Here is a 25371-nt window from a genome sequence, read left to right as displayed (position 1 = left end):
CGCCGCCGCGGCGGCGGTGTTCGCGGCCGCGGGCGGCGGCTGGTTCGGCTGGGAGGCCTGGCGCAGCGAGCCGGTGTTCGAGCAGCGCTACCAGACGCAGCGCGGCCAGCAGCTCGACGTGGCGCTGCCCGACGGCAGCCAGATGCGGCTGGACACGGCCACCACGGCCGAGGTCAGTCTGTACCGCGGCCGCCGCGAGGTGCGCCTCGCCGAGGGACAGGCGATGTTCACCGTGCAGTCCGACAAGGTGCGGCCCTTCGACGTGCGCGCGGGTGGCACGCGCGTCACGGTGGTAGGCACGCGCTTCTCGGTGCGCTACACGCCGTCCATCGGGCGTCCCGAGGTTCAGGTCGCGGTGCAGGAAGGCCGTGTGCGGGTGGCGGCGGCCGGCAATGACGCCGTGCAGAACGCGATCGAGCTGGCACCGGGCGAGACCGTGGCGGCCGACGCGCAGGGCCGGCCCGGTCCGGTCGCGCGGATCGCGCCCGAGGGCGTCGCCGCGTGGCGCAGCAACCGCCTGAGCTTCGACAACCTGCCGCTGTCCGCCGTGCTGGCCGAGCTCGGCCGCTACGGCGACGTCGGCATCGCGGTGCACGACCCGGCCGTGGCCGCGCTGCCGGTGACGGCCAGTGTCGACCTGCAGCGCATGGGCGACTTCGTGCGCAGCCTGCCGCAGGTGCTGCCGGTGCGGCTGGAGCGCCGGCAGGGCACGACCGAGATCGTCTCGGCGAAGCGCTGACGAGGCGCCGGCGCGCCGTCCAACTTTTTTCTTCACCCCACGTCAGGATCGCGCGCGGCGATCCGTCTTCATCGGAAAGGCGCCGATTCCGGCCCTGCGTCGTTCCCCTGGAGATCGTTTCGATGTCGTTCCGTGATTCGTCCTTCCCGCTGCGCCCGTTGCCGTTCGCGCTCGCGGCCTGCCTGGCCCTGGCGGCCGCGCTGCCCGCGCACGCGCAGCCCTCGGCCGGCGCGCCCGCGCAGGTGGCCATCGCCGCGCAGCCGCTGTCGCAGGCGCTGACCGAGCTCGCGCGCCAGACCGGCGTGACGCTGCTGGTGTCGCCCGCGCTGGTGGCGGGCCGCACGGCGCCGGCCGTGTCGGGCCGGCTGACGCCGCGCCAGGCGCTCGACCGGCTGCTGGCCGGCAGCGGCCTCGTGGCCGACATCGACGGCGGTGCCGTCACCGTGCGGCGCGAAGGCGAGGCGGGCACCTCGGCGTTGCCCGCGGTGACGGTCACGGCCGGCGCGGAACAGGAATCGCCCTGGGGCCCGGCCACCGGCTTCGTGGCGCGCCGCAGCGCGACCGCGACCAAGACTGACACGCCGATCCTCGAGACCTCGCAGTCGGTGGCGGTGATCACGCGCGAGGAGATGGATGCGCAGCAGGCGCAGACCGTGCGCGCCACCCTGCGCTTCGCGCCCGGCGTGAGCATCAGTGACGACGCCGACAACCGGCTCGACACCATCAGCTCGCGCGGCTTCGCGCTCGACCAGTACCTCGACGGCCTCAAGACCATCGCCGGCACCTGGTCGGTGACCAAGGTCGAGCCCTACCTGCTCGAGCGCGTCGAGGTGCTCAAGGGGCCGTCCTCGGTGCTCTACGGCCAGGCCTCGCCCGGCGGCGTGCTCAACCTCGTGAGCAAGCGCGCGAGCCCGGAGACCGTGCGCGAGGTCCAGCTGCAGTACGGCAGCAACGCCTTCAAGGAAGGCGCCTTCGACATCGGCGGCGCGATCGATGCCGACAAGACGCTGTCGGCGCGCATCGCCGGCGTGGTGCGCGACAGCGAGACCGAGGTCAACGACCTGAAGGAGCGGCGCATCGCGATCGCGCCTTCGCTGACCTGGCAGCCCGATGCACGCACCAAGGTCACGCTGATGGCGGACTACCTGCGCGATCCCTCGGGCGGCTTCTGGAACCTGCTGCCCTACCAGGGCACCCTGCTGCCGAATCCCTATGGCCGCATCGACCGCAGCTTCTACACCGGCCAGTCCTCGTTCGAGCATTTCGCGCGCACGCAGTACTCGCTGGGCTGGGCCGCGGAGCACCAGGTCGACGACCACCTCACCGTGCGCCAGAACCTGCGCTACCGCCACCTCGACATCGACTACCGCTCGGTGCAGGGCCTCGGGCTGCAGGCGGACTACCGCACGATGAACCGCCAGGCCTACACCGCCAACGAGCAGCTCGATACGCTGACGCTCGACACCCAGGCCGAGTGGCGCTTTCGCACCGGCGCGCTCGCGCACAAGCTGCTGACCGGCATCGACTACCAGCACCTCGACTGGGACAACCTCACGCGCTTCGGCAACGCGCCCACGCTCGACATCCTCGCGCCCAACTACAACCAGGCCATCGCGCTGCCGGGCATCTTCCAGAACGCGCACCAGAAGCAGAGCCAGATCGGCTTGTATGCGCAGGACGAGATCGCCTGGGACCGGCTGCGGCTGCAGCTCGGCGTGCGCAAGGACTGGGCGCGCACCGACACCGACAACTACGTGGCGCGCAGCGTCACGCGCCAGCGCGACGATGCCTTCACCGGCCGCGCCGGCCTGCTCTACCTGTTCGACAGCGGCGTCGCGCCCTACGTCAGCTACGCCACCTCGTTCCAGCCGCAGGCCGGCACCGGCTTCGACGGCAACGCCTTCCTGCCGACCAAGGGCAAGCAGACCGAGGTCGGCCTCAAGTACCAGCCGACCAACACCGACATGCTGTTCACCGCCGCGGCCTACGACCTGCGGCAGAGCAACGTCGGCACGCCCGATCCGCTGCATGCCAACTTCACGGTGCAGACCGGCGAGGTGCGCTCGCGCGGCATCGAGCTCTCGGCCGTCGCCAACCTGGGCGAGCAGCTCAAGCTGCGCGCTTCCTACAGCCATCTCGACAACGAGATCAGCCAGACCACCACCACCTCGACCCTGGGCAACCGCCTGGCCGGCACGCCGGCCGAGCAGGCCTCGCTGTGGGCCGACTACGCCTTTCGCGGCGAAGCGCTCAAGGGCCTGAGCATCGGCGGCGGCGTGCGCCGCATCGGCTCGGCCTACACCACCAATGCCAACACGCAGCTCATTCCGGGCGCCACCGTGTTCGACGCGGCGGTCCGCTACGACTTCGGCGTGCTCGACCCCTCGCTGCGCGGGCTGAAGGCCGCGCTCAATGTCTCGAACCTGTTCGACAAGGAGTACATCTCGATCTGCTCGGCCATCGGCTGCCGCTACGGCCTGGGCCGCGCGGTCTACGCCACGCTCAAGTACAACTGGTAGGCACCGGGCCATGAACGCGCGTGACGGCCACCGCACGGCCCTGCAACGCTGGAGTGCCATCCACAAGTGGACCAGCCTGACCTGCACCCTGTTCCTGCTGCTGATCTGCCTCACGGGCCTGCCGCTGATCTTCTCGGAGGAGATCGAGGAGGGGTTCGACGACGGCCTGCCCGCCGCCATCGTGCCCGCGGGCACGCCGGCGCTGAGCATCGACCGCATCGTGGCGACCGCGCGCGAACGGCTGCCGGGCTGGACCACCGACTTCGTCGTGTTCGACGAGGACAAGCCCTACGCCACCGTCTTCATGCGGCCCTCGGACACGGCCGGCATCGATAGCCGGCGGCGCATCCGCTACGACCTGCACACCGGCCGCGAACTCAAGCAGATGCTGCCGATCGCGCAGAGCCGCGGTGTCATGGACGTGGCGCTCTCGCTGCACACCGACCTGTTCGCGGGGCTCGCGGGCGAGCTGTTCCTCGGCGTCGTGGGGCTGTGCTTCGTCGTCGCCACCGTCTCGGGCGTGCTGCTCTACGCGCCCTACATGCGCAAGCTGGCCTTCGGCACCGTGCGCGACACGCGTTCGCCGCGGCTGAAGTGGCTCGACCTGCACAACCTGCTGGGCATCGTCACGCTGGTGTGGGCGCTGGTGGTGGGCGCGACCGGCTTCATCAACGAGCTCTCGAAGCCGCTGTTCGGCCTCTGGCAACTGACCGACGTGCGCACCATGCTCGCGCCGTACGCCGGCAAGCCGCCGCCGAAGTTCGAGGACCTGGCCTCGGCGCAGGCCGCGTTCGACACGGCGCAGGCGGCCGTGCCCACGATGCGCATCACCAGCGTGGTGTTCCCGGGCAATCCCTTCGGCAGCCCCTACCACTTCCTGCTGTGGACGAAGGGCGACACCGCGCTGACCAGCCGGCTCTTCAGCCCCGTGCTGGTCGATGCGCGCACCGGCGCGCTGACCACCGTCGTGCGCATGCCCTGGTACCTGCGCGCGCTCGAGGTATCGCGGCCGCTGCACTTCGGCGACTACGGCGGGCTGCCGTTGAAGCTGATCTGGGCGGCGCTCGATCTGATCACGATCGTGGTGCTGGGGAGCGGGGTTTATCTGTGGGTAACGAGGCGCTCGCGGCGCGCCGAGCGCCTTGCCGCGAAGCCTGCCTCGTACGAGTAGATCAGCGCTCGATCAACCCGATTTCCAGATAACCCGCGGCACCCGGAACGCGCGGTCCGACCCGGGCGAAGAGCTGCGGGCTGTACGCCATGAAGTAGCTCGTGGGCGTGGTCAGCGCGTAGTTGAGGCCCAGCGCGAAAGGAAGCTCCGTTATGGGCAAGAGGGCATAGAACTCTGCGACGAATGCCGTCAGCTCCAACGCTGTACCGTCGAGGCCGATGGCGCTGCGGGTGTAGCCCCGCACCACGTCGCCAGTAGGCAGACCCGGGCCCGCCGAACTCTGGCGCGCGAGCTTGTAATCGACCAGCACCGAGCTCTGCGGCTTCGTCGCCGAACGTCCCCACGAGCCGTCGGTGGCTGCGCCGTACGCGGCCTTCTCGGAACTGGTTGCGCTGCTCCCGATCGTCAGGCCGATGCGGAATCGGAAGGCGTTGGAAGACGGTTTCTCGGCCTCCAGATAGGCCCTGTCGTTGTCGAACTTCACCACGCTGAAGTCATGGGTGTCGCCGGCATCGGCGTTGTTGACGGCGCGCCACGCGCCGTCGGTCGTACCCTTGGATACCGCGTAGGTCTTGAGCGACGCGGGCGGACAGTTGCTCACGTTGTAGATCACGTCATCCGTGCAGACTTCTAGCTTGGTGCCCTGGTTCGAAATCCTGAGACTGTTGAACGAGGAATCGGCGGTCGTCCCGGCCATGCTGGTTCCGAAGCCGTTGAAGCTGCCGTCGAGGTCCGTGGCCGACTTGATGGGCGCGCGCGATGCGACGAAAGGACGCACGGCAGTCGTTCCGCCCGGCATCGCGAGCGGATAGGCGCCCACCACGATGTGGTCGGAGACCAAGGACACCCGGAAGCGCGCATTGTTGGTCGAGCCGCTGGTGCGAGCGTTGGAGAAAACGAAGGTGTCGCTCGAGGTCGCGTCCGCGCCGATCGCGCCTGACTCCGCGACGCCGGCCGCATCGGTCATCTTGTAGGTCTTGCGGTTGAAGTCCAGCTTCAGCGACTGCTGCGCACCGTTGGTCGCAAACACCTGGTAGTCGCCATTGCGGCGGTCCTGCGGAGTGATCCGCAGCTGGAGGTCGATCTTGCTCGACGCCGATGCACCGGCCGCTTTCGCGGTGATCGTGTAGGAGCCCGAGTCGTTGGTGGCGCTGACGATCTGTCCCGACCACTTCCTCGGCGAAGTCTGCAGATCGGCGACAGTCACCGTACCCACCGTCGCGTCGACGGTGGGGCTCGTATTACTGACGCCGCTCCATGTCACGTCCTGGTCCGCGGAGATTTCGACCGCGTCGCCGGCCGTCAAGACGAGGGTCTGGCCCTGAGTCACGGCATTCGGCCCTTGCCCGTTGATCTTGATCTCCAGCTTCAGTGGCGACGTGGGGGTTGGCGTGTCGGTTCCACCGGGCGCCGGCGGTTGCGACGGCGGTGCCACGGACCCAGGTCCTATCGGAAAGCCACCGCCGCCTCCGCCCCCACCACCGCCGCATGCGGTGACGACAACCGCAACTGCGGTGCAGATCGCAGTGCCGCGCAGACGCGACAACCCCTCCCAAACTGGGCCCATGATCTCTCTCCTCCTCGTTAATGAAGAAGTGATCATAAGACCGCGTTCGTTGTTCTTCGCTTCACTGTGTTGCGACCAACTGACGAACTTTTCGAAGAAGTCGCCGGCATGTCCGAAGACTCCTCTGTTGGTGGCTTGACAACACGGACGTACTCGGATTGAGAGCGCCGCAGCGCACGCTAGCCGTCGATGCGTATCCGGTTCGCCTTCGCGATGCGCCCCCACTTCTCGAACTCGCTGCGCGAGATCGCGCCGAACTGCTCGACCGAATTGCCCACCGGCACCAGCCCCAGCTCGGTGAGCTTGCGCTGCACCTCGGGGTTGCGCAGGATCTTCACGAGTTCCTGGTTGTAGCGCGCGACGATGGGTTGGGGCGTGGCGGCCGGCACGTAGAAGCCCTGCCAGCCGTCGCCGTCGTAGCCGGGCAGCAGTTCCGCCACGGCCGGTACCTCGGGCAGCAGCGCGCTGCGCTTCGGGCTCGTCACCGCGAGCGCGCGGAGCTTGCCGCTGCGCACCAGCGGGATCGCCGTGGTCGCGGGCTCGAAGGCGATCGGCATCTGGCCGGCCATCACGTCGGCCAGCGGGCTGCCCTTGTAGGGCACGTGCACCATCTGCACGCCGGCCATGTTGTTCATCATCTCCATCACCACGTGCGGGCCCGAGCCCACGCCGAGCGAGCCGTAGTCGACCGAGCCCGGCTTGGCCTTGGCGCGCGCCAGCAGCTCGCGCAGGCTGGCGTCGGGCTGGCCCGGGCCGGTGATCAGCACATAGGGCACCAGCGCGACTTGCGTCACGGGCGCGAAGTCGCGGAAGGTGTCGTAGGGCAGCTTGGCGTAGACGTTGGGGTTGATCCCCATGATCGAGTTGACGGTCATGAAGAGGGTGTAGCCATCGCCGGGACTGCGCGCCGCGACCTCGGCGCCGATGATGCCGGCCGCGCCGGCGCGGTTGTCGATGACGATCGGCTGCCCGAGCGCCTGGCCCAGCGGTTCGCTGAGGATGCGCGCCACCACGTCGGGCGACACGCCGGCCGAGAACGGCACGACGAGCTTGATCGGCTTGGTGGGCCAGGCGACCTGCGCGAAGGCCGCGCGGCCCGTGGTGGCGGCCAGGGCCGCGAGGCCCAGGCGCTGGAGCGCGAGGCGCCGGGAACGAGAGACGGGCATGGGGAACTCCTCAGCGTGGGTCGATGCAGGTGTGATGGGTGTGGTCATTGCAGCCAGGCGCGCATGCGCTCGACCAGCAATTCGGCCGCGACGATGTGCGGGTAGTGGCCGCCCTGCGCCTGCGCGAGATGGCGAGCACTCGGATAGCGCGCCCGCACGCGGGCACGGGTCGCGGGCGCGATGATCGCGTCGTCCTCGCACTCGAAGACCACGGTATTGGCGATCGCCTGCGGTGCCGGCAGCTCGGCCGCGCCTGCCACCTGGCGCAGCCGCCCATGGAAGTCCGAAGCGGGCAGGCCGGCATGCAGCATGTGCAGCTGCACCGCGCGCAGCAGGTCGTCGGGCCGAGCGCGCAGCGCCTGGTCCCAGCGCGCGATCACGGTGGCGCTGTCGCTGGCCGCGAGCCAGCCCGCGTCGAACAGCGGATGCTGCGCCACGTCGCGTCCGTCGACGAAGGTGTTGCCGAGCCAGAGCGCCGCCACCTGATCAGGGAAACGCAGTGCGAAGGCCTGCGCCCACCAGGCGCCGTACGATGAGGCCCAGAGCGCGACCGCGCCGGTGCGCCGTTCGCGCAGCAGTTCCTCGAGCCCGAGCGCGAGCAGCTCGGGCGCGACGCCGCCCGGGTAGGTGATGCTCAGCACGCGGCGCTCGGTGGCGAAGGCCTGCGCGATGCGCCAGGCACTGTCGCCGTTGCCCAGCGCGCCCGGCAGCAGGACCAGCGGCCGGGGCTCGGCGGTGGCCGTGTCGCCGCGCGCGCCGCTGTCGCGCAGCGACCAGGACAAACCCCGCGTGTCGGTGAAGCGGTGCAGGGGCTGCGCGGCGACGAAGCGGTGCAGGGCCTCGGGCATCGCGGGCAGGTCTTCGGCGATCGTTGTCATGCGGTGGGCCGTCGCGCGCATCAGGCCAGCAGGCCTTCTTCGCGCAGCGTCTTCTTTGCTTCTTCGGTGAAGTCCGCCTCGGGCGCGTTGCCGCCGATCACGAACATCAGGAAGTGCGTCTTGCCCGGCTCCTCGTGCGTGATGTTCTCGAAGCGGCGGTTGACGCCGGCCGGGAACGAGAAGATGTCCCACGGCCCGACGTCGAAGTACTCCTCGCGGCCGTCGAGCTCCCACGAACAGCGCCAGCGGCCCGTGAGCGGCATGAAGGTCTCGTTGGTGTCGTGGTTGTGCATCATCGGGCCCTTGCCGGGCTTGGCCTCGCAGAAGCCGAGGTTGAAGCCCTCGCTGATGCGGATGGCGGCGTTCTCGGCCGCCTGCGCGCCGACCGGCGAGACCACCTCGTCGCCGCCCTTGCCGCGCGGCGGCTGGAAGCCCACCGCGTTGTAGAGCTTGCGCTCGGCGCTCGGATGGCGGCTGTCGGGCAGCCCGCCGTCGAAGCCCTTGAGGTCCTTGAAGTAGGCGACGCGCTGGCGCATCTCTTCGCGGGTGACACGGATCTGGGGAATGGCCATGGCGATCTTTCTGGCGGAGTGAATAATGGCCGCCAGTATTCGAGGCCGCGGCCGCGCGGTCCATCGAAGCCGCCGATGCCCGGCATCGCGTTCGTGATGATCCATGCGGGTTTACCCGCCCGCGCCCCGCTATCGCCCCCGATGAAGCTGCAAGACCTCGACCTGAACCTGCTGCGTGCCTTCGATGCGCTGATGCGCGAGCGGCACGTCACGCGCGCGGGCGAGCGGCTCGAGATGAGCCAGTCGTCGATGAGCGTCTCGCTCGCCAAGCTGCGCGACCTGCTGGGCGACGAGCTGCTGATGCGCGCCGGCACCGGCTGGATGCCGACCGAACTCGCGCTCGTGCTGTGGCCGCGCGTGCAGGAGGCGATCGCCGCGCTCGAGCGCCTGACCGAGCCCGTGCGCTTCGACCCCGCGACCTCGACGCAGGTGTTCCGGCTCATCGTCATCGACTACATCGACCTGCTGATGATGCCCTCGGTGATGCGCCGCATCCGCCACGAGGCGCCCGGCGTGCGGGTGCACATGCTGCAGACCAACCCGCATCACTTCGGCGAGATGATGGCGGCCGGCGAGCTCGACCTGGCGCTGACCTACTTCCCGAACGCGCCGACCTACGTCAAGGGCCGCAAGCTGTTCTCCGACCGCTTCCTGGGCCTGGCCGCGCGCTCGCACCCGGTGCATGGCGCGGCGCTCGACGTGCCTTCGTTCTGCGCGCTGCCGCACGTGACGATCGAGCCCGATGCCTCGCAGATCTACAACGTGCAGATCGATGCCGCGCTCGAGCCGCACGGCCTGCGCCGGCGCGTGCAGATGATCAAGCCAAGCTTCCTCGCGTTGCCCTTCGTGCTCGAGACCTCCGACATGGTGGCCAGCGTGCCTGCGCGGCTCGCGCGCCGCATGTCGCGCATGGCCGAGGTCGAGGCCTTCGACCTGCCGCTGGACCTGCCGCTGTTCGACGTGCGCATGGTCTGGCATCCGCGCACCGACCACTCGCCGGCGCACGAGTGGCTGCGCGAGCTGATGCTGGATTGCGCGCGCGAGGCCTGAGCCGCGCTCCGGGCGATGCTCAGCCGACGGTGCCCGGGCGCGGCGCGCTGTACACCGGCACGGTCGCGGCATCGCCGACCCGCTTCAGCAGATCGTCCACTTCCCAGTGATCGTCCGCGTGCCGGCCGTACTTGCAGGCCACCACGCGGCCCCGAGCGTCGATCAGGAAGTCCGCCGGCAGGCCCAGGATGCCGTTCTCGGCCTTGCGATAGAAGCGGCCGGTGGACAGCACCCAGCGCAGGCCGCTCCAGAACACCCCGGGATGCAGCACCGCGCGCCACGAGGTCTCGACGCCATAGGCGCGGTAGTACCGCTTCGTCGGATCCGCGATGCAGTCGAAGGGAAGCTGGGCCTGGTACTCGAGCATCTCCTCGGGCGACGAATGGAAGAACACGATCTGCCGCACGCCGGCCGCGGCGATCTCCGGCTGGCGCAGGCTCATCGTGCGCAGGTGGAAGTTGCACACCGGGCAGCCGGCGAAGCGGCGGAACTGCAGGTGCAGGTAGGGCGCGCCGTCGCTCGGTATGCGGACGGACTGGCCGAGGATCGTCCGGGCGACGAGTGCCGGCGCGATGGAACCCGGGGTGAGCTTCATGTGATTCCTTGCTGGAAGGCGGTGAAAGATTCAAATACGTACGGTGTACGTAAACGACTATAATCGTCCCGTCCGAAGAAAGTCAATGGAGCAGCGATGGGCCGACCCGCCAGATTCACGCATGCGCAACTGCAGGCTGCCGCCCTGCGCTTGCTCGACAGGGAGGGCCTCGCCGGCCTCTCGATGCGCTCGCTCGCGGCCGAGCTGGGCACGGGCGCGATGACGCTCTACAACTACGTGCCGCAGCGCGAGGCGATCGATCTGCTGGTGATAGAGGCGGTGCTGGCCGAGGTGGCCTGGGATCGCGGGCCGTACGCCGCATGGAGCGACGAGGTGCGCGCCATCGCCACCGCGCTGTGGCGCGCGGTGCGTGCGCATCCCCACGCCATTCCGCTGATCCTGACCCGCCGCAGCCGCGCCCCCGCGACCTTCGAAGTGGCCGAGGCGCTACTGGCCGCGCTGGCGCGCAGCGGCCGTTCGGGCACGCGGTTGCTGGTGGCCTTCCGGGCCATCTCCGCGCTGGTCACGGGCATGGCGCAGGCCGAGCTGGCGGGCCCGCTGTCGCTGCAGGCGGCGGAATCGGCCGAGGACACCATTGCGCGCTTCCGCGCGCTACCGGCCGATCGCTTTCCGCAGCTGATCGGCGTGGCTTCCGCGGCGATGCGGAGCACGGCGGAGGATGAATTCCAGGCGAGTCTTCGGTTGTTGCTGGCGGGGTTGGAGGCGGGTTGATTGCGCGGGTACCGCATCAAGCGCGCACGAGTCGCGCGCGGCACTGGTCGACCGTCGTTTTCATCTGCCGCACCGTCGCTCGGCGGATCGGACAGTCGGTCGCGCGCTGCGCGAAGGTCGCGGCCTGCGCCAGCATCCGGTCGAGGGTTGCCTCGGCCGCAGCCGCCGACACGCCGCCTTCCGAAGCCAGGCGCTTCAGGTGGCCCCGTTCCACGGCACGGGCCTCGCCGCAGATGTCCATGTGGTGCTGCCCCATCGGGCCTTCGCTGAAGCTCAGGTCGAAGGCAGGCGCCAGCCGCCAGCGGCGATCGCGTTCGAGGCGCCACGCGAAGTTCTTCGGGTGGTCGTCGCGGTTGTGGAACAGCACGTTGAAGACGGCTCGCGCATAGGCCTTCTCGACCTCGCGCTCGTCGTGAGTCAGGAAGCGCGTGGCGCGCAGCAAGGCGGTGTAGTCCGTGCTGCCCGGGATGCGGAAGTCCACGTGCAGCAGGCTCGCGAGGCTTTGCACCGGCGCGCGCAATCCCTTTTCGCGATCGAAGCGTGCCACGCCGAAGGCCGCCAGTGTGGGCGACAGATCGAACCATGCACTGGCCGGCATGTCCAGCCCGCAGTCGCGCGCGAGCTGCGCATACAGCTGCTCGATGGCGCAGACCTCCTTGTGCTCGCCCTGGGCAGGAAACTTCACCAGCCAGGGCTCGCCCGGGGCGTCGCTGCGCGTGCTCACGTGCCCCGATGCCGCGTCGTACTGCACGAGGGCCTTGGGTCGCGCGCCTTGCGGGGAACCACCGGTCAGCGCCAGTTCGCGCAAGGCGGCACCTGCTTCCCCGGCCAGGGCGCGTTCGCTTTCCTTCGCCAATGCCAGCAGGTTCCAGTCCGGCTCTTCGGCATCGGGTGGCGTGGCCGGCACGAAGCGCAGAGCGCCCATGGCGCGGTCGCCGATGAAGGCCAGGCGATCCAGCGGTCCGGGATGGCGCAGTCCCTGCTGGCGGAACAGCCGGTCCATCAGCAGCAGCCCCCAGCCGTCGGGCAGGCTGTCGGCGATCAGGCCGGGCAGGCGGTGCAGATGCTGCGGGAAACCGCCATGGGCCGTGGCGCGCAAGGGAAGGTGCAGCGGCGACAATTCCAGCCCTTGTCCCAGCGCTTCGGGCGAGTACTCGAACAGCAGCGTGTGGTCGTCGTCGGCCAGCCGACCCAGCGGCCAGTCCTCGCCCCAGCCGCAGTAGCGGACGGCCAGCTGTTTCATGAACGGCTTCCTCGTCGGCGTGTGGCCCGCTGTCGTTGGCTCACGGCTTCCGCCTGCTCCATCTGGGCGATGGATTGGCGCTTGAGCACGAACAGGTCTTCCAGCTCATTCACCAGGCCAAGCGCCTGTACCGCGCGGACCAGGGTTTCCAGCGAGGTCTGGCCGCTGCTTTCCAGCTTGCGCACCGCACCCAGGGAAAGGCCGGCCAACTGGGCCAGCTCGCGCTGAGGCACCTGCTGGGCCAGTCGCTGCGCGCGCACGCGCTGGCCCAGGGCCTGCAGGACTTCGGTAGCGGGTGCCAGAGCAAATGCCATTCTTATGGTCTTTATGTCACGTTTTCAAAGATAAAAGCCATTTTAGTGGCTCTTGTAATTCAAATGGGTGTCCCTGTCGATGGGCTGGCCGGGCATGCGGCTTTTGCCTACGCGAATGCCGGGCGCTCGCCTTAGGCGACCGCGGCCCGCGTGGGAGAGGCTGGCGTTCAACACATCAGCAAAGCGGAGATTTCAATGACGATCCAGCCGAACACCCCCCGGTCCCTGTCCGAACCGAGCGCAGAAGAGCTGACGCCGCTGGAGATTTCGCGGGCCGTCCTCGAAGGCGAGGAAAACCCCAACACCGCACGCGCCATCACCCCGCTGGAGCGCGCCGCCTCCGGTACGCCCGCGCACCCCGAGCGCCAACGCTCGGCCCTCAGCCGCGCGTTGCACAGCCCCGCCGTTGCATGGGGCGGCGCCGCGCTCACGGGCCTGGGCCTGATCGCGGCGCTGGTCTATGCGCGCCGCTCGCCGCCCTCGCGTTGGCAGGCACTCCAGGCGCTGCCTTCGAAGGTGCTGCCGTTCAAGGCGCGCGCCATGAAGGCCCTGCCGTCGAAGTCGGAGTCCTTGAAGGCGCTGCGTTCGTTCAAGATCTGAGAGCGAACAGGCGCGGGTCGCGTTCGATCGCGCGAGGCCACCACCCGATGTGGGTTTCGCGTCGGCGCGCTTGAAAGCGCTCAGTGCCTGCGCGGCCCCGCGTCGGCCGCTGGCGCATGCCGCAGCCGGTAGTCGCGCGGCGCCATGCCATGCTGGCGCCGGAACGCCGCGCTGAAGCGCCCGTGGCATTCCCACCCAGCCTCGGCCGCCACCGCCTGCACGCCGAGTTGCGTGTCGCGCAGCAGCCGCGCCGCGAGCGCGAGCCGTTCGTCGACCAGCAAGCCATGCACTGACAGCCCCGAAGCCGCGCGCACCTGCGCCTGGAGCCGCGCCGTGCGCAGGCCGACGCGCTGCGCGAGTTCGTCGACCGACCAGGCGCGTGCCGGTGCTTCGCCGACCAGCGCGCGCAGCCGGCGCACCGTGGCCTCGGCGTCGTCGGCGCCTTCCTCGGTGCCCGAGCGCGCGGGGCGCAGCAACTGGTGCAGGTCGAGCAGCACGCAAGTCAGAAGCTCAGTGGCGCGCGCATGGAACAGCGGCACGAAGGCCGGCTGGTCGGCGGGCTCGTCGCGGATGCGCGCGAGGCAGTCGCGTACGCGCGGCGTGAGCGCCGCGTTGCACAGCACGCGGCCGTCGTCGCGGTCCACGAGTTCGGCCATCTGCCGTGCCGGCAGTTGCACGCCCAGCGCCTGCAGCCAGCGCGGCAGCAGCGCGCGGCGCAGCCGGAACTGCACGAAGTTGTTGCGGCAGGCGCCCGGGATGTGGATCAGGTAGCCGCCGTCGCGGTTGGGCGTGCGCAGCAGCGCGCGGTCGACGCGGAAATCGAGCGCGCGGCCCTGCGCGCTGCCGATCTGGCCCGTGACGTGGCCGGCCAGGAAGAAGGTGACCAGCAGCTCGTCGCCGGGCGGCAGCTGCACGTGCAGGTCGTCGTTGAGGCGGAAGTCGAAGTACAGCGCGCTCGCGCCTTCCCAGGGCATGGTGCGCAGCCGCAGGATGCGGCCACCGTCGCGCGGCCAGCGCACCTCGCGACTCGCGCCGTCGTGCAGGCCCGCGAGCGCGAGCGGCCGCTCGACCGGCAGCCGGACCAGGGCCGCGTTGAAGTCGTCCTCGGGCAGCGCACCCGGAGGCATGGCCGGGAGCAGCGACGGGATCGGCACAGTCTGCGAGCGGATCGGCATAGAAAACCCTGCCCTGCGGCGTTAGCGTTGCAACACTTTGATAGAGCGCGGAGTTTAGGTATGAATGTGCGACGTGTCTGCCGGTTTCTGGGGCTTGCGGCGGCCTCCCTGGCGCTGGTGCTGCCGGCGTTGTCGGCGGCCCAGGCCGCCTGGCCCGCGCGGCCGATCCGGCTGGTGGTGCCCTTCGTGGCGGGTGGCGGCGCCGACGTGACGGCACGGCTCATCGCAGCGAAGTTGCAGGAGCGGCTCGGCCAGCAGATCGTGGTCGACAACAAGCCCGGCGGCAACACGCTGATCGGCGCGCAGGAGCTGATGAAGGCCCAGCCCGACGGCTACACGCTGCTGTGGTCCATCGACCAGACCTTCGTGCTCAACCCCTCGCTCTACAACCGCCTGCCCTACGACCCGCGCAAGGACTTCGCGCCGGTGGCACTCGCGATCACCTCGCCCAACGCGGTGATCGTGCGCGCCGGCGCGCCGGGCGCGGTGGCCGACGTGCACGAGCTCGTGAAGCGCGCCCGGGCCGAGCCGGGCAAGGTCAACATCGGCGCGGCGGCGATCCTGTCACAGATGGCGCTCGAGGAGTTCAACCGCAGCGCCGGCATCCAGAGCACGCGCGTGCCCTACAAGGGCAGCGCCGAGGTCGCGCAGGCCACGGTCGCGGGCGACATCGACGCCGCCTTCGACGGCATCGCGCCCTATGTGCAGTTCGCGAAGGCGGGCCGCGCGAAGATCCTGGCCTTCGCGTCGTCGCGGCGCTTCTCGGGCCAGCCCGAGGTGCCCACGCTCGAGGAGCTGGGCTACAAGGGCGTGGACTTCTCGGTCTGGTTCGGCATCGTCGGGCCCAGGGGCCTGCCGCCCGAGATCGTGGCGCGCGTGAGCGAAGGCGTGGACTGGGCGCTGCACCAGCCCGACGTGGTCGAGAAGCTGCTGGTGTTCGGCTTCGAGCCCGCGGCCCAGACCGGGCCGCAGGCGCTCGCGACGCGCATCGACGCCGACCTGGCGCGCTATGCGCCGGTGATCCGCCGGCTCGGCTTCAAGCTCGACTGAGGGCCTGCCCATCATGAAAGTCGCGGGCCTGATCGGAGGCGTCGCGTGGCCCTCCACGCTCGGCTACTACAAGCTGCTCAACGAAGGCGTGCAGCGCGAACTCGGCGGCCTGCACTCGGCGCGCTGCGTGATCGTGAGCCTGGACTTCGCCTGCATCCACGCGGCCATGGCCGCGGGCCGGCCGGCCGATGCGCGCGCGCAGATGGAGACGGCCGCGCGGCAGGCGCGCGCCGCGGGCGCCGAGCTGATCGCCATCCTCGCGAACACCGGCCACTTCGCGGCCGACGAGGTGCAGGCCGCGGCTGGCGTGCCGCTGGTGCACGTGGCGCGCGAGACCGGCGATGCCGTCGCCGCCGAGCAGCCGGGCCTGCGCCGCCTGGGCGTGCTGGCCACCAGCTTCGCGCTCGACGCGCCCTTCTTCGGTCGCCTGCTCGGCGAGGGCGCGGGCTTCGAACTGGTGCTGCCCGACGCGGCCCAGCGCCGCACCCTCGATGCCGCGATCTTCGGGCCGCTGGCGCGCGGCGAGGCCAGTCGCGACGAGGGCCTGATGGTCTCGACCTTGTGCAACGCGCTGGTGGCGCGCGGCGCCGAGGGCGTGGTGCTGGGCTGCTCCGAACTGAGCTACGCCAGGCCGTGGCTGCGCTGTCGCGCGCCGGTCTTCGATGCGACCGAGATCCATGCGCGCGCCATCGTGCGCGAGATGCTGCGCGCCTGATTTTTTTCCTTCCCTCCATTCATTTCATCGCCAGAAAGAGAGACATCGCATGCAGACCGCCGAGTTCCCGCTGCCCTTCGTCAATGCACCGTACAGCCGCGCGCTGTTCGACGACGACTGGATCTTCGTCTCGGGCACCATCGGCATGGACTACGACACGCAGCAGCTCGCCGAGAGCGCCGAGGACCAGACCCGGCTGATGATGCGCAACATCGAGCGCTACCTCGCGGCCTGCGGCGGACGGCTCGACCAGATCGTCAACTACACCTTGATCATCGCGGGCGCCGAACACCTGGGCGCGGTGGTGCGTACGTTGTCCGAGGTGCTGCCGACCAAGCCCACCGGCACCGCGATGCTGGCCGGCATCGCGGTGCCCAAGGCCTGGGTCGAGATGCAGGTGATCGCGCGCAAGAGCCACGGTGCCGGCGGAGGCGCGCGGTGAAGAAGACGCTGCTGCGCGCGCTGGCGTGCGGTGCCGTGGTGGCAGGCGCGATCGCGGCCTGCGGTGGTGACGGGGGCGGCGGCGGTTTTCTGCCCGGCCCCGTCGGCGGCAATCCTCCCGCAACGCCGGACAAGTACAGCGCGGAAGTTCGCTGGACGCAGTACGGCCTGCCGCACGTGAAGGCCGCCGACTACGCGGGTCTTGGCTATGGCTTCGGCTATGCGGTGGCGCGCGACCATCTGTGCCTGCTCGCCGATCGCGTGGTCACCTTGCGTGGCGAGCGTTCCGAACGCTTCGGGCCCGACGGCGCATCGCTGGTCGCGTTCCTGCAGACCTCGAATTTGAACAGCGACCTGTTCTACCGCGTGCAACTGTCCGACGAGGAGGTCGATGCCGCATGGCGCGATCTCTCGGCGGATGCGCGCGGCCTCGCCGAGGGCTATGCGGCCGGTTTCAACCGCCGGCTGCGCGACCTCGGCGCCGAGGCCGCCACCACCGCCTGCCAGGGCGCGGCGCCGCCGCAGATGCGCGCCAGCGACGTGGTGCGCGCCACCATGCAGGTCAACTCGCTGTGGAAGGCGCTGGCCGTCGCGCCCTATGCCGTGGCCTCGACCTGGGACCAGCTGGGCGCGCCCGCCGTCGCCAAGGCCGCCGAAGACCGCCCGCCCGCCCAGCGCATGGCGAGCAATGCCTGGGCTTTCGGCGCCGAGGCCACGGGCACGGGTGCATCGATGATGGTCGCGAACCCGCACACGCTGTGGCAGGGCCATTGGCTGCTGATGCACCAGATGCACCTGAGCATCCCCGGCGAGATCGACGTGATGGGTGCCGACTTCCTCGGCCTGCCGCTGCCGCTCTCGGGCTTCACGCAGCACCTGGCATGGAGCATCGAGGCGCCGTCGACCGTGACCTATCCGTTGCTGATCGCGCTCGACGTGCGCAACGGCGACAAGCCTTCGTACACGGTCGACGGCCAGCGCCGCGAACTGAGCACGAAGCGCGTGGCGCTGCGCGTGCGCCAGGCCGACGGCAGCGTGGCCACGCGGCAGCACGAGCTGCCCGTGTCGCACCTCGGCCCGCTGTACCGGCTGCCGGCCGATGGCGACCGCGCCGCGGGCTGGTATGCGATCACCGACCCCAGCATCGCGAACGCGCGCGCGCTCGACCAGATGCTCGCGGTCGCGAAGGCGCGCGACATCGCGGGCTTCGAGCAGGCGGTGGCCAGCAACCGCGGCATCACCGCCCACCTGATCGCGGGCGACAGCCAGGGCCGCGCGATGTACATCGAGTCGGGTCCGCTGCTGGACATCGACGATACGGCGCTGCGCGGCTGCGCCACCGTGCCGCCGCCCGACGACATGACGGTGCCGGTCGCGCTCGATGGCCGTCGCGGCGCCTGCGCCGTGCGCGACGCGCAGGGCCGGCCGAAGCTTGCACCGGCCAGCCGCATCCCGGCGCTCGCCACGCGCGGCATCGTGCAGAACGCGAACGACAGCTACAGCCTGTCGCTGGTGGGGCAGCAGCTCGACGGCTACTCGCTGCTGCTCGGCAGCCCGAAGGCACCGCCCGGCATGCGCACGCTGATGTCGCAGCGCCAGATCCAGGACGGCCTGCGCGACGGCCGCATCGACAGCGCCGAGGCGCTCGGCATGGTGTTCGACAACCGCAACTACCTGGCGGAAACCACGCTCGATGCGGTGCTCGCGGCCTGCGCGGGCGCGAAGGGCGATGCGCAGGTGCAGGCGGCCTGCGCCATCCTCTCGGCCTGGGACCGGCGCCACGACGTGGACAGCCGCGGCGCGCTGCTGTTCCATGAGCTGGGCCCGCGGCTCGCATCGGTGCCGGGCCTCTACGCCGAGCCCTACGACAGCGCGCGGCCCTACCGCGTGCGGCCGGTCTCCACCGCGCCGGCCGTGAGCGCGGCCATCGTCGCCGCGGTGCGCGACACGGCGCAGGCGCTCGCGGCGCTGGGCCTGCGTGGCGACGAGCGCTGGGGCGACATGCTCGCGCGCCCCACGCCGCAAGGCCGCGTGCCGCTGCACGGCGGTTCGGGCGAGCAGGGCGTGCTCAACGCGCTCGACGGCGCGCCGCTCGGTCGCGAGGGCTTCGGCGACATCATTGCGGGCACCTCCTACGTGCACCTCGTGACCTGGGACCAGGGCCGGCTGGTGGCCAGGCTGATGATGGCGGCCGGCCAGTCCACCGACCCGGCCTCGCCGCACCACGACGACCAGCTGCCACTGTTCTCGCGCAAGCAGCTCGTGACGCCGCCGTTCACCGAGGCGGAGATCGCGGCCGATCCGAAGCTAGAGCGGTTGGTGTTGCGCGAGTGAGGCGTCGTTAGACTGGCGGGCCGTCGTCTCTTCGTTCCGATCGCCCAGCCCATGGCAGCCACCCGCCCCGAGAACATCTTCGATCTGCTGCAGGTGGCGCAAGCCGGCCTCAAGGAAGCACGCGCCGACGACGGCGCGCTGCTGCTGATGCATTTCGCGTTCCGCGGCCTGGTCGCGAAGGCCGACCTGTTCCTGGCCGGCCATGGCCTGTCGCGCGTTCATCACCGCATGCTCTATGCGATCGCGCGCACCGACGGCATCGCGGTCGGCCAGCTGATCGCGCTGCTGGGCGTGTCGAAGCAGGCGATGCATCGGCCGCTCAAACATCTGCAGGAACAGGGGCTGGTGCTGGCCGAGCGCAGCCCGCACGAGCATCGCAGCAAGCTGCTGCGGCTCACGCGCGAGGGTGCGCGCATCGAGCGCCAGGCTTCCGCGCACGAGGCGGCGGCGATGGAGCGCGCGTTGAAGTCGGTCGGCGAAAGCGAGCGCCAGGCCTGGCGCACGGTCATGCTCGAGCTGGCGCGGCAGATCTAGGCCGCCGAGATGCCCGCACTCTCGAAGTAGGCGTCGCGCTGCTGGCGGAAACGCGCCGCCTCGTCGAGCAGCCATGCCAACACGGTCGGCGTGGCGGGATGGGAAGGGCTGCCGATGAAGCGGTACGTCGCGTTGGAAAGCACCCGCTGGCGGAATGCGAGCACCAGCCGTCCCGACGTGAGGTAGTGCAGCACGAGCGCCAGCCGCCCCATGGCGATGCCTTGGCCTCCCAGCGCCGCCTGCACCGCCAACAGCGACAGGTTGAACTGCGTCCCCTGCCGCAGCGCCGAGGGCGCCAGGTCCACGCCCACGGCGCCGAGCCACTGCGCCCACTCCTCCGTCGGCTCGCCGCCTTCCCCCGGGTCCGCGGCATGCAGCAGCTGCGAGCCCTTGAGCTTGCTCGCCTTGCGCAACTCGGGATGGGCCTGCATGAAGCTAGGCGCAGCCACCGGCACCAGCCATTCGTCGAGCAGGTCGACCGCTTTCGCATCCTCGCTGCCCGCGGCACCCAGCCGCACCGCCGCGGCGATGCCTTCGCGCGACATGCGCGAGGGATCGACGCGGTCGGACTCTCCGACCACCCGGAACGCCATGTCCGGATTGGCGCGGTAGAGGCTGCCCAGCCGCAGCGTGAGCCACAGCATGGCGAGCGACGGCGAGCAACTGATGTTGACCGGCTCGCCCACATGCGCGAGCTGCAACCGGTGCACGGTGCTTGCGAGGTTGCGGAACGACTCGCGCGTTGCCGCGTAGAGCTGCTCCCCCTGCGGCGTCAGCGCCAGTCCCGCGGGCGTGCGCAGCAGCAGCACGTGTCCGAGCCGGTCCTCCAGTCGCTTGACCTGCTGGCTCACTGCGCCCTGCGAGACGTGCAGCTGGGCGGCCGCCTTGGTGAAGCTGCCACAGCGCGCGGCTGCGTCGAAGCAGCGCAGCCACGCCAGCAGCGAGGGGGACAGCGAGGGCGTGGTGCTCGGACTCATTAGTTTCATTGAGGCAGAAGCACTATAAATCCATTGCTGGTTGCTGGTTCGACGCAAAGAATCGCCTCAACAAAACTGATGTGGAGTCGATATGCGCGTACTGGTGGCCGGGTTCAAGCACGAGACGAACACCTTTGCCTCGAACCGTGCCGATTGGGCCGCCTTCGAGCGTGGCGAGAGCTTTCCGAAACCCACGCACGGCGACGCGATGCTGGAGATGATCTCGAAGGTGGACGTCTCCGCCAGCGGCTTTGCCAGCGTCGCGAAGCGCCATGGCTGGACGCTGGTTCCGAGCCTGTGGGCTGGCGCCGTTCCCTCGTCATACATCACCGACGATGCCTTCGAGCGCATCTGCGACACCATCTTGCGTGACGTGAAGACGCTCGCGTACGACGCCATCTACCTCGAGCTGCATGGCGCCGCCATGAGCGAGTCGTTCGACGATGCCGAGGGCGAACTGCTCGCGCGCATCCGAAAGGCCGTCGGCAAGAACGTGCCGCTCGTGGCGAGCCTGGACCTGCATGCCAACGTCACCCGCGCGATGCTCGCGCATGCCGATGCGCTGGTGGCGTTCCGCACTTATCCGCACATCGACTATGTGAAGACGGGCGAGCGTGCGGCCGATCTGCTCGATCGATTGACGCGCCATGGCGGGCGCGAGCCCTGGCATTGCGAACGCCTTCCCTTCCTCATCTCGGTGAGCATGCAAAGCACATCGGCCGAACCTGCCCGACGCTGCTATGAACTGCTCGAGGACATCGATCGGCGGCTGGGCACGGTCTCCAGCTTCTGCATGGCTTTCCCGGCCTCGGACTTCGAGGAATGCGGGCCGACCGTCTGGTCTCATGGCGAGCGTGCGCGCGAGGCCGTGGCCCTGCTCCATGCGCATGTCGGCGAGCCCGGCCAGTGGCGGTTGAAGGCGCTGGACGCCAAGGAAGCCGTGGATGCCGCCTTGCAGCGCGCCGACCAGAGCCCGCGCACCGTGGTGGTCGCGGACCTGCAGGACAACCCCGGCGTCGGCGGCACCGCGTCCACCACCGGCATGCTCCACGCGCTGCTCGCGGCCGGCGCGGGGCGCCGCTTTCCGGGCCGGGTGGCGCTGGGCGTGCTCTACGACCCCGCGGCGGCAATGCTGGCGCATCGTGCCGGCATCGGCCAGACGATCGACTGCGCTCTCGGGGAGTCGCTGGCCACGCCCATCGGCCAGAGCGAACCGCCGTTGCAGGGCAGGTTCGAGGTCCGTTCGCTCTCCGATGGCACGGTCACCTTCAAGGGCCCGAAGATGACCGGGTTCCAGGCCGTGCTCGGTCCTACCGCCTGCCTGGAGATCGAGGGCGTGCTCATCGTGGTCTCCAGCGGGCGCATCGGCACGCAGGACCGCGAGCTCTTTCGCATGGTCGACATCGCGCCGGAGGCGATGAAGATCGTCGTCGTCAAGAGTTCTCACCACTTCCGCGCCGACTTCGAGCCGCTGACCGAGCAGCCCGAAACCGATGTCGTGATCGCGCACGCGAAGGGAATGTTCCCCTCCGATCCCGGGGCGCTGACGTGGAAGAAGCTGTCCCCGGCCACGCGCACGCGGCCCTGAGGGAGCGTGGCCATGTTTCGCCTCGGCCTGCACCACCTCGAGACGCTGTTCTGGATCGATCGGCTCGGCTCGTTCGCGGCCGCGGCGGAACGCCTGAACACCACCCAGTCGGGCATCTCGAGCCGCGTGCGCGAGCTGGAAGCGCGGCTGAAGACGCGCGTCTTCCAGAAGGAAGGCCGTCGCATGCTGCTCACGCTGCGAGGCCGGGACCTGGTGCGGCGCTGCGAGCCCTTGCTGCAACAGGTGAATGGCGTGCTGCTGTCGGTGTCCGACGAGGCTTATGCGACCGGCACCGTGCGGCTCGGCCTCGACGAGATCGCCGCGGCGCCGCGTGTGTTCGGCTTCGTGCACGACGTCGGCTCGGACATGCCGCATCTGAACTGGGACCTGATCGTCGATGCCGGCACGGCGCTGCGACAGAAGATCGCCGATGGCGTGCTCGACATAGGCATCGTGAGCGGCCCCCTCGATGCGCAGGAACTGGTCGCCCAGCCGATCGGCCGGACCGGGCTGGCCTGGATGGCGAGCGCCACCTACTTCGCCGCAAGGCAGGACCGGGTGTCGCTGCACGATGGCCCGATCTGGGCCTTGCCGCGTCCCTCGCACCACCATCTGTTGACGGCCGGCATGCTGCGCGAGGCCGGCCTGCCCCCCTCGGGCATCAATGCCTGCAACCACGTGCAGGCGATGATCGACATCGTTCGGGCGGGGGCCGGCATCGGCATGCTGCCCGAACATCTGGTGGGCGAGGACCTGGCACGTGGCGTCTTGCGGCGCCTGGACATCGAGGCCGCGCCTCACGCGCTGGAGCTCCACGCCGTGCGCCGCCGCGACGAGGCCGACCCGATCGTGCTGCGCGTGTTCGAACGCGCGTCCCGAAGGCTGCGCTCCGCCTCGCCGGACGCTGTCGCGGTGGCAGCGAACGCGAGCCCGCGCGTGCACGTCCTCAGTCGACCTTGACGCCCACGCGCTGGATCACCTGCTCGTTGCGGACCACCTCGGCCTTCATGAAATCGACCATCTGCGCAGGCGTCATGCGCCGCAGCTGAATCCCCTGCATCTGCAGCGCCTTCTTCATCTCGGGCTGTGCCAGCGCGGCTTCGATCTCCCGGCGCCGCGCCGCCGCGCTGTCCGCCGGAATGCCTGCGGGGCTGACGATCGCGAGCCAGGCATCGACATCGAACTTCGGAAACCCGCTTTCCGCGAGCGTCGGCACCTGCGGCGCGATCTCCGTGCGCGTGGGCGTGTTCACCGCGATGGCCTTGAGCTTGCCCGCGGCGATGTGCGGCGCCGCGCCCTGCGCGGAGACGAACGCGATGTCCAGGATGCCGGCGAGCAGGTCGTTCGTGATCTGTGCCGAGCCCTTGTAGAAGATGCGGTTGGTGGCGATGCCCGCCTGTTCCTTGAAGACCTCGCTGGCGATCTGGTACACGCTGCCGGTCACCAGCCCCTCCGCCAGGGTCGTGGAGCGGGATTTCGCGAGCTTCACCAGCTCCGCCGCCGTCGATGCTTCGACGTTCCTCGACGCGACCAGCATCATGGGCAGGCTGCCGATCATCGTGATCGGCTCGAAGTCGGCGATCGCATCGAAAGGAGCGTTCTTGAAGATGCCGGGAATGATCGTGTGGTTGGAGCTGACGACCCCGAGCACCAGTCCGTCCTTCGGCGCGCGCGCGAGTTGCTGCGTGCCGACCAGCGAGCCCGCGCCGGCGATGTTCTCGACGACGACGCCACGGCCGCTCTGGTGCCCCAGTGACACCGACAGCGCGCGTGCCAGCGCATCGGCCGCGGAGCCGGGCGGCGTGGGCACGATCAGCTTGAGGGGCGCGGAGGCGTCGGCGGCGAAGCCGTTGCCGGCAGCGCCGGCGAGCAGTGAAGTCAGACCGACCAGGAAGCGGCGGCGGTGGGAGACGGACGGCATGGCACTGGGTTCCTTGACACGCGATGGCGGTTCGAAGCGATGGGATCTCTCCCATCGGCCAGGTCCAGCTTACAGCGGACCTCGCGCGGCGAACGCGCGAGTCTTCGATGCGATTGCATCGTGAATTCCGATGGATCGCGGAGCGTTTCGTGCCGCCTGGCCGTCGCGTTCAGCCCTTCACCATCAGCGTGGCCGAGGCCATCGCATGCAGTTTGCCGTCCGCACCGCGCAGCTCGGCATTGCAGATGCCCAGCGAGCGCGTGCGTTCGACCAGCGTGGCGCTGGCCAGGTACTCGGTGTGCGGTGCCAGCGGCCGCAGGTACTTCACGTTGAGGTCGACGGTGGAATAGGCCGTGCCTGCGTCGAGTGCCGAATACAGCGCGAGCGCCGCGGCGCCGTCGAGGCAGGTGGCCGCGAAGCCGCCGTGCACCATGCCCGCGGGATTGAGATGCCGCTCGTCGGGCGTGACGCGCATGCTGACCTTGCCGGCCTCGATCGCCGAGAGCTGCATCGGCATGGTGTGGGCGATGCCCGAGCGCTCGATGCGCCCGTCCATCATGGCTTGCAGGACGTCGAGGCCCGTGGCGGGCGAGGAGGAGGGCGATGGCTGGGGATTTGTCATGTCAACATTATTGACCTAAAGTCGAAGCTTCACGAACAAGCCCGGAGACGTTGCATTGCAATCCACGGTCTGGACAGGTCTTCTGCTGCTCAATGCCGCCTGGTTCGCGCTGGGCGCGCGCTTCTTCTGCCTCGACTCGCTGCGCGCCGCGCGGCTGCTCGTGGCGAAGACGGACCGTGCTTCGCCGCTGCTGCCCGCGATCGCCGGCGCCGTGCGTTTTCTCGGCGCGATGAACCTGGCCTGGATGGTGTTCTGCCTCGTGCTGCTCGCGGGACACGGCCTGTTCGAGACGCCGGCGCAACGCGCGTCGATGGCCGCGGTGCTCGCGCTGGTGCATGCGGGGCAGTTCGCGGTCAATGCCCACATGGTGGGCCAGCATCGCCGCGGCCAGCCCGGCAGCTGGGTGGTGCTGCGCGGGCCGATGCGGCTGATCTTCTTCGTCGACCTGGCGTTCGCGGTGGCGGATGCGGCGTTCGTGGTCTGGGTGCTCGGTTGAGCGGACTGCGTGCGCGCCGCCGGCCGCACACGTAGAGCCCCTGGCCACACCTATCGCGAGGCCGCTCAGCGCGCTTGGCGCCGCGGTCGTCGATGCCCTGGTGCCACGAGGACGTTGTGTTGGGCGCTCGCTTTCTCGCACAAGCTGTGCGAGAAACTCCGGTGCCGTGCTGGCCTCGTGGAACTGGCGCATGCGCCAGAGGCTGGCGACGGAAGAGCCAGCCGTGCCGGGAAACGTGGCTTCGCATCTCGCGCGAACCGATACACCGAACGTATCGCCCGACACAGACACGGTATTTCACGCCCGCCCTCCATCTCCCTAGCATCGTCCCAACGACGAAAAGGGGATTCCATGGAGACCAGCCCGGCGCCT

General features: G+C 69.7%; 25 protein-coding genes. 14 read left to right on the top strand and 11 right to left on the bottom strand.

What is annotated here, in order from left to right; all coding sequences use genetic code 11:
• From AC07RV_RS07100 to AC07RV_RS07090, 3 genes are all read left to right on the top strand, one after another.
• Positions 1-739, top strand: a 739-nt coding sequence (locus AC07RV_RS07100) for a FecR family protein (protein ID WP_495338095.1), incomplete at its 5' end; no start/stop codon positions are given.
• Positions 740-861: 122 nt separating this feature from the next.
• The gene (locus tag AC07RV_RS07095) at positions 862-3258 is read left to right on the top strand and encodes a TonB-dependent siderophore receptor (RefSeq protein ID WP_296786981.1); all 2397 of its coding nucleotides are present in this window, start codon (positions 862-864) and stop codon (positions 3256-3258) included.
• A 10-nt stretch (positions 3259-3268) separates the two neighbouring features.
• The gene (locus AC07RV_RS07090) at positions 3269-4429 is read left to right on the top strand and encodes a PepSY-associated TM helix domain-containing protein (protein WP_296786978.1); all 1161 of its coding nucleotides are present in this window, start codon (positions 3269-3271) and stop codon (positions 4427-4429) included.
• 1 nt (position 4430) lies between these two features.
• Here the strand turns inward: AC07RV_RS07090 and AC07RV_RS07085 are convergent, their stop codons facing one another.
• The 4 genes from AC07RV_RS07085 to AC07RV_RS07070 all read right to left on the bottom strand — a co-directional run bounded on the left by AC07RV_RS07085 (position 4431) and on the right by AC07RV_RS07070 (position 8612).
• Positions 4431-5864 carry a hypothetical protein gene (locus AC07RV_RS07085; RefSeq protein WP_296786975.1) on the bottom strand — a complete coding sequence of 478 codons (1434 nt, stop codon included), beginning with the start codon at positions 5862-5864 and terminating at the stop codon, positions 4431-4433.
• A 311-nt stretch (positions 5865-6175) separates the two neighbouring features.
• The gene (locus AC07RV_RS07080; protein ID WP_296786972.1) at positions 6176-7162 is read right to left on the bottom strand and encodes a Bug family tripartite tricarboxylate transporter substrate binding protein; all 987 of its coding nucleotides are present in this window, start codon (positions 7160-7162) and stop codon (positions 6176-6178) included.
• Positions 7163-7206: 44 nt separating this feature from the next.
• Entirely contained in the window at positions 7207-8040 is an 834-nt protein-coding gene (locus tag AC07RV_RS07075) for an alpha/beta fold hydrolase (RefSeq protein WP_296786969.1), read from the bottom strand.
• Between the two features lie 20 nt (positions 8041-8060).
• Positions 8061-8612 carry a cupin domain-containing protein gene (locus AC07RV_RS07070; protein ID WP_209542178.1) on the bottom strand — a complete coding sequence of 184 codons (552 nt, stop codon included), beginning with the start codon at positions 8610-8612 and terminating at the stop codon, positions 8061-8063.
• Between the two features lie 141 nt (positions 8613-8753).
• Between AC07RV_RS07070 and AC07RV_RS07065 the strand changes: the two genes are divergently transcribed.
• Positions 8754-9662, top strand: coding sequence for a LysR family transcriptional regulator (locus AC07RV_RS07065; protein ID WP_296786964.1), 909 nt, complete (start codon positions 8754-8756; stop codon positions 9660-9662).
• A gap of 19 nt (positions 9663-9681) precedes the next feature.
• Here AC07RV_RS07065 and AC07RV_RS07060 read toward each other — a convergent pair whose 3' ends face one another.
• A complete protein-coding gene (locus tag AC07RV_RS07060) occupies positions 9682-10257 on the bottom strand; it encodes a peroxiredoxin-like family protein (protein ID WP_296786960.1) in 576 nt (191 codons plus the stop codon).
• Between the two features lie 96 nt (positions 10258-10353).
• On the opposite strand from AC07RV_RS07060, the gene AC07RV_RS07055 reads away from it, so the two are divergent.
• Entirely contained in the window at positions 10354-10989 is a 636-nt protein-coding gene (locus AC07RV_RS07055; protein ID WP_208512725.1) for a TetR/AcrR family transcriptional regulator, read from the top strand.
• Positions 10990-11005: 16 nt separating this feature from the next.
• On the opposite strand, the gene AC07RV_RS07050 is transcribed toward AC07RV_RS07055, so the two are convergent.
• Positions 11006-12232, bottom strand: coding sequence for a type II toxin-antitoxin system HipA family toxin (locus AC07RV_RS07050; protein ID WP_296786956.1), 1227 nt, complete (start codon positions 12230-12232; stop codon positions 11006-11008).
• Positions 12229-12546 (bottom strand): helix-turn-helix domain-containing protein, encoded by a 318-nt coding sequence (locus AC07RV_RS07045; RefSeq protein ID WP_296786953.1) that lies wholly within the window; start codon positions 12544-12546, stop codon positions 12229-12231. Before AC07RV_RS07045 ends, AC07RV_RS07050 begins: the two co-directional genes overlap by 4 nt.
• Positions 12547-12741: 195 nt before the next feature.
• On the opposite strand from AC07RV_RS07045, the gene AC07RV_RS07040 reads away from it, so the two are divergent.
• The gene (locus AC07RV_RS07040; protein ID WP_296786950.1) at positions 12742-13146 is read left to right on the top strand and encodes a hypothetical protein; all 405 of its coding nucleotides are present in this window, start codon (positions 12742-12744) and stop codon (positions 13144-13146) included.
• 80 nt (positions 13147-13226) lie between these two features.
• Here the strand turns inward: AC07RV_RS07040 and AC07RV_RS07035 are convergent, their stop codons facing one another.
• Positions 13227-14273 (bottom strand): helix-turn-helix transcriptional regulator, encoded by a 1047-nt coding sequence (locus tag AC07RV_RS07035; protein ID WP_296786945.1) that lies wholly within the window; start codon positions 14271-14273, stop codon positions 13227-13229.
• Between the two features lie 108 nt (positions 14274-14381).
• Here AC07RV_RS07035 and AC07RV_RS07030 point away from each other — a divergent pair, with 108 nt between their 5' ends.
• From AC07RV_RS07030 to AC07RV_RS07010, 5 genes are read left to right on the top strand one after another with little or no spacing between them, the layout of a single operon-like run.
• Positions 14382-15371, top strand: coding sequence for a Bug family tripartite tricarboxylate transporter substrate binding protein (locus AC07RV_RS07030; RefSeq protein ID WP_296786942.1), 990 nt, complete (start codon positions 14382-14384; stop codon positions 15369-15371).
• Between the two features lie 13 nt (positions 15372-15384).
• A complete protein-coding gene (locus AC07RV_RS07025; RefSeq protein WP_296786939.1) occupies positions 15385-16086 on the top strand; it encodes an aspartate/glutamate racemase family protein in 702 nt (233 codons plus the stop codon).
• A 49-nt stretch (positions 16087-16135) separates the two neighbouring features.
• A complete protein-coding gene (locus AC07RV_RS07020) occupies positions 16136-16528 on the top strand; it encodes a Rid family hydrolase (protein WP_296786936.1) in 393 nt (130 codons plus the stop codon).
• The gene (locus tag AC07RV_RS07015; RefSeq protein WP_296786933.1) at positions 16525-18861 is read left to right on the top strand and encodes a penicillin acylase family protein; all 2337 of its coding nucleotides are present in this window, start codon (positions 16525-16527) and stop codon (positions 18859-18861) included. The genes AC07RV_RS07020 and AC07RV_RS07015 overlap by 4 nt, the downstream gene beginning before the upstream one ends.
• A 51-nt stretch (positions 18862-18912) precedes the next feature.
• Positions 18913-19395 carry a MarR family winged helix-turn-helix transcriptional regulator gene (locus tag AC07RV_RS07010; protein ID WP_296786930.1) on the top strand — a complete coding sequence of 161 codons (483 nt, stop codon included), beginning with the start codon at positions 18913-18915 and terminating at the stop codon, positions 19393-19395.
• Here the strand turns inward: AC07RV_RS07010 and AC07RV_RS07005 are convergent.
• Positions 19392-20372: a LysR family transcriptional regulator gene (locus AC07RV_RS07005; protein ID WP_296786927.1), complete on the bottom strand. Its 981-nt coding sequence runs from the start codon at positions 20370-20372 to the stop codon at positions 19392-19394. The two genes, AC07RV_RS07010 and AC07RV_RS07005, sit on opposite strands and share 4 nt — an antisense overlap.
• Positions 20373-20463: 91 nt before the next feature.
• Between AC07RV_RS07005 and AC07RV_RS07000 the strand changes: the two genes are divergently transcribed.
• Together AC07RV_RS07000 and AC07RV_RS06995 are read left to right on the top strand one after the other, a co-directional pair.
• Positions 20464-21960 (top strand): M81 family metallopeptidase, encoded by a 1497-nt coding sequence (locus AC07RV_RS07000; RefSeq protein ID WP_296786924.1) that lies wholly within the window; start codon positions 20464-20466, stop codon positions 21958-21960.
• Between the two features lie 12 nt (positions 21961-21972).
• Positions 21973-22920, top strand: a complete 948-nt coding sequence (locus AC07RV_RS06995) for a LysR family transcriptional regulator (RefSeq protein ID WP_296786922.1) — start codon at positions 21973-21975, stop codon at positions 22918-22920.
• Here the strand turns inward: AC07RV_RS06995 and AC07RV_RS06990 are convergent.
• Both AC07RV_RS06990 and AC07RV_RS06985 read right to left on the bottom strand, forming a co-directional pair.
• Positions 22907-23881, bottom strand: coding sequence for a tripartite tricarboxylate transporter substrate-binding protein (locus AC07RV_RS06990; protein WP_296786919.1), 975 nt, complete (start codon positions 23879-23881; stop codon positions 22907-22909). The two genes, AC07RV_RS06995 and AC07RV_RS06990, sit on opposite strands and share 14 nt — an antisense overlap.
• 169 nt (positions 23882-24050) lie before the next feature.
• On the bottom strand, positions 24051-24503 hold the full coding sequence (locus AC07RV_RS06985; protein WP_296786916.1) for a PaaI family thioesterase: 453 nt from the start codon (positions 24501-24503) through the stop codon (positions 24051-24053).
• A gap of 55 nt (positions 24504-24558) precedes the next feature.
• Here AC07RV_RS06985 and AC07RV_RS06980 point away from each other — a divergent pair, with 55 nt between their 5' ends.
• The gene (locus tag AC07RV_RS06980; RefSeq protein WP_296786913.1) at positions 24559-24999 is read left to right on the top strand and encodes a hypothetical protein; all 441 of its coding nucleotides are present in this window, start codon (positions 24559-24561) and stop codon (positions 24997-24999) included.
• Positions 25000-25371 lie beyond the last annotated feature (372 nt).

This window comes from Variovorax sp. GW821-FHT09B01, from assembly GCF_059418345.1.
Note: the sequence above shows the minus strand (reverse complement) of the source record. Positions and strands in the feature narration are given on the sequence as shown.

Excerpts from the sequence above, each read along its gene's own strand:
- AC07RV_RS07095 (WP_296786981.1), top strand. The coding sequence starts at position 862 with ATGTCGTTCCGTGATTCGTCCTTCCCGCTGCGCCCGTTGCCGTTCGCG.
- AC07RV_RS07090 (WP_296786978.1), top strand. The coding sequence starts at position 3,269 with ATGAACGCGCGTGACGGCCACCGCACGGCCCTGCAACGCTGGAGTGCC.
- AC07RV_RS07080 (WP_296786972.1), bottom strand. The coding sequence starts at position 7,162 with ATGCCCGTCTCTCGTTCCCGGCGCCTCGCGCTCCAGCGCCTGGGCCTC.
- AC07RV_RS07075 (WP_296786969.1), bottom strand. The coding sequence starts at position 8,040 with ATGACAACGATCGCCGAAGACCTGCCCGCGATGCCCGAGGCCCTGCAC.
- AC07RV_RS07070 (WP_209542178.1), bottom strand. The coding sequence starts at position 8,612 with ATGGCCATTCCCCAGATCCGTGTCACCCGCGAAGAGATGCGCCAGCGC.
- AC07RV_RS07065 (WP_296786964.1), top strand. The coding sequence starts at position 8,754 with ATGAAGCTGCAAGACCTCGACCTGAACCTGCTGCGTGCCTTCGATGCG.
- AC07RV_RS07060 (WP_296786960.1), bottom strand. The coding sequence starts at position 10,257 with ATGAAGCTCACCCCGGGTTCCATCGCGCCGGCACTCGTCGCCCGGACG.
- AC07RV_RS07055 (WP_208512725.1), top strand. The coding sequence starts at position 10,354 with ATGGGCCGACCCGCCAGATTCACGCATGCGCAACTGCAGGCTGCCGCC.
- AC07RV_RS07050 (WP_296786956.1), bottom strand. The coding sequence starts at position 12,232 with ATGAAACAGCTGGCCGTCCGCTACTGCGGCTGGGGCGAGGACTGGCCG.
- AC07RV_RS07045 (WP_296786953.1), bottom strand. The coding sequence starts at position 12,546 with ATGGCATTTGCTCTGGCACCCGCTACCGAAGTCCTGCAGGCCCTGGGC.
- AC07RV_RS07040 (WP_296786950.1), top strand. The coding sequence starts at position 12,742 with ATGACGATCCAGCCGAACACCCCCCGGTCCCTGTCCGAACCGAGCGCA.
- AC07RV_RS07035 (WP_296786945.1), bottom strand. The coding sequence starts at position 14,273 with ATGCCTCCGGGTGCGCTGCCCGAGGACGACTTCAACGCGGCCCTGGTC.
- AC07RV_RS07030 (WP_296786942.1), top strand. The coding sequence starts at position 14,382 with ATGAATGTGCGACGTGTCTGCCGGTTTCTGGGGCTTGCGGCGGCCTCC.
- AC07RV_RS07025 (WP_296786939.1), top strand. The coding sequence starts at position 15,385 with ATGAAAGTCGCGGGCCTGATCGGAGGCGTCGCGTGGCCCTCCACGCTC.
- AC07RV_RS07020 (WP_296786936.1), top strand. The coding sequence starts at position 16,136 with ATGCAGACCGCCGAGTTCCCGCTGCCCTTCGTCAATGCACCGTACAGC.
- AC07RV_RS07010 (WP_296786930.1), top strand. The coding sequence starts at position 18,913 with ATGGCAGCCACCCGCCCCGAGAACATCTTCGATCTGCTGCAGGTGGCG.
- AC07RV_RS07005 (WP_296786927.1), bottom strand. The coding sequence starts at position 20,372 with ATGAGTCCGAGCACCACGCCCTCGCTGTCCCCCTCGCTGCTGGCGTGG.
- AC07RV_RS07000 (WP_296786924.1), top strand. The coding sequence starts at position 20,464 with ATGCGCGTACTGGTGGCCGGGTTCAAGCACGAGACGAACACCTTTGCC.
- AC07RV_RS06995 (WP_296786922.1), top strand. The coding sequence starts at position 21,973 with ATGTTTCGCCTCGGCCTGCACCACCTCGAGACGCTGTTCTGGATCGAT.
- AC07RV_RS06990 (WP_296786919.1), bottom strand. The coding sequence starts at position 23,881 with ATGCCGTCCGTCTCCCACCGCCGCCGCTTCCTGGTCGGTCTGACTTCA.
- AC07RV_RS06985 (WP_296786916.1), bottom strand. The coding sequence starts at position 24,503 with ATGACAAATCCCCAGCCATCGCCCTCCTCCTCGCCCGCCACGGGCCTC.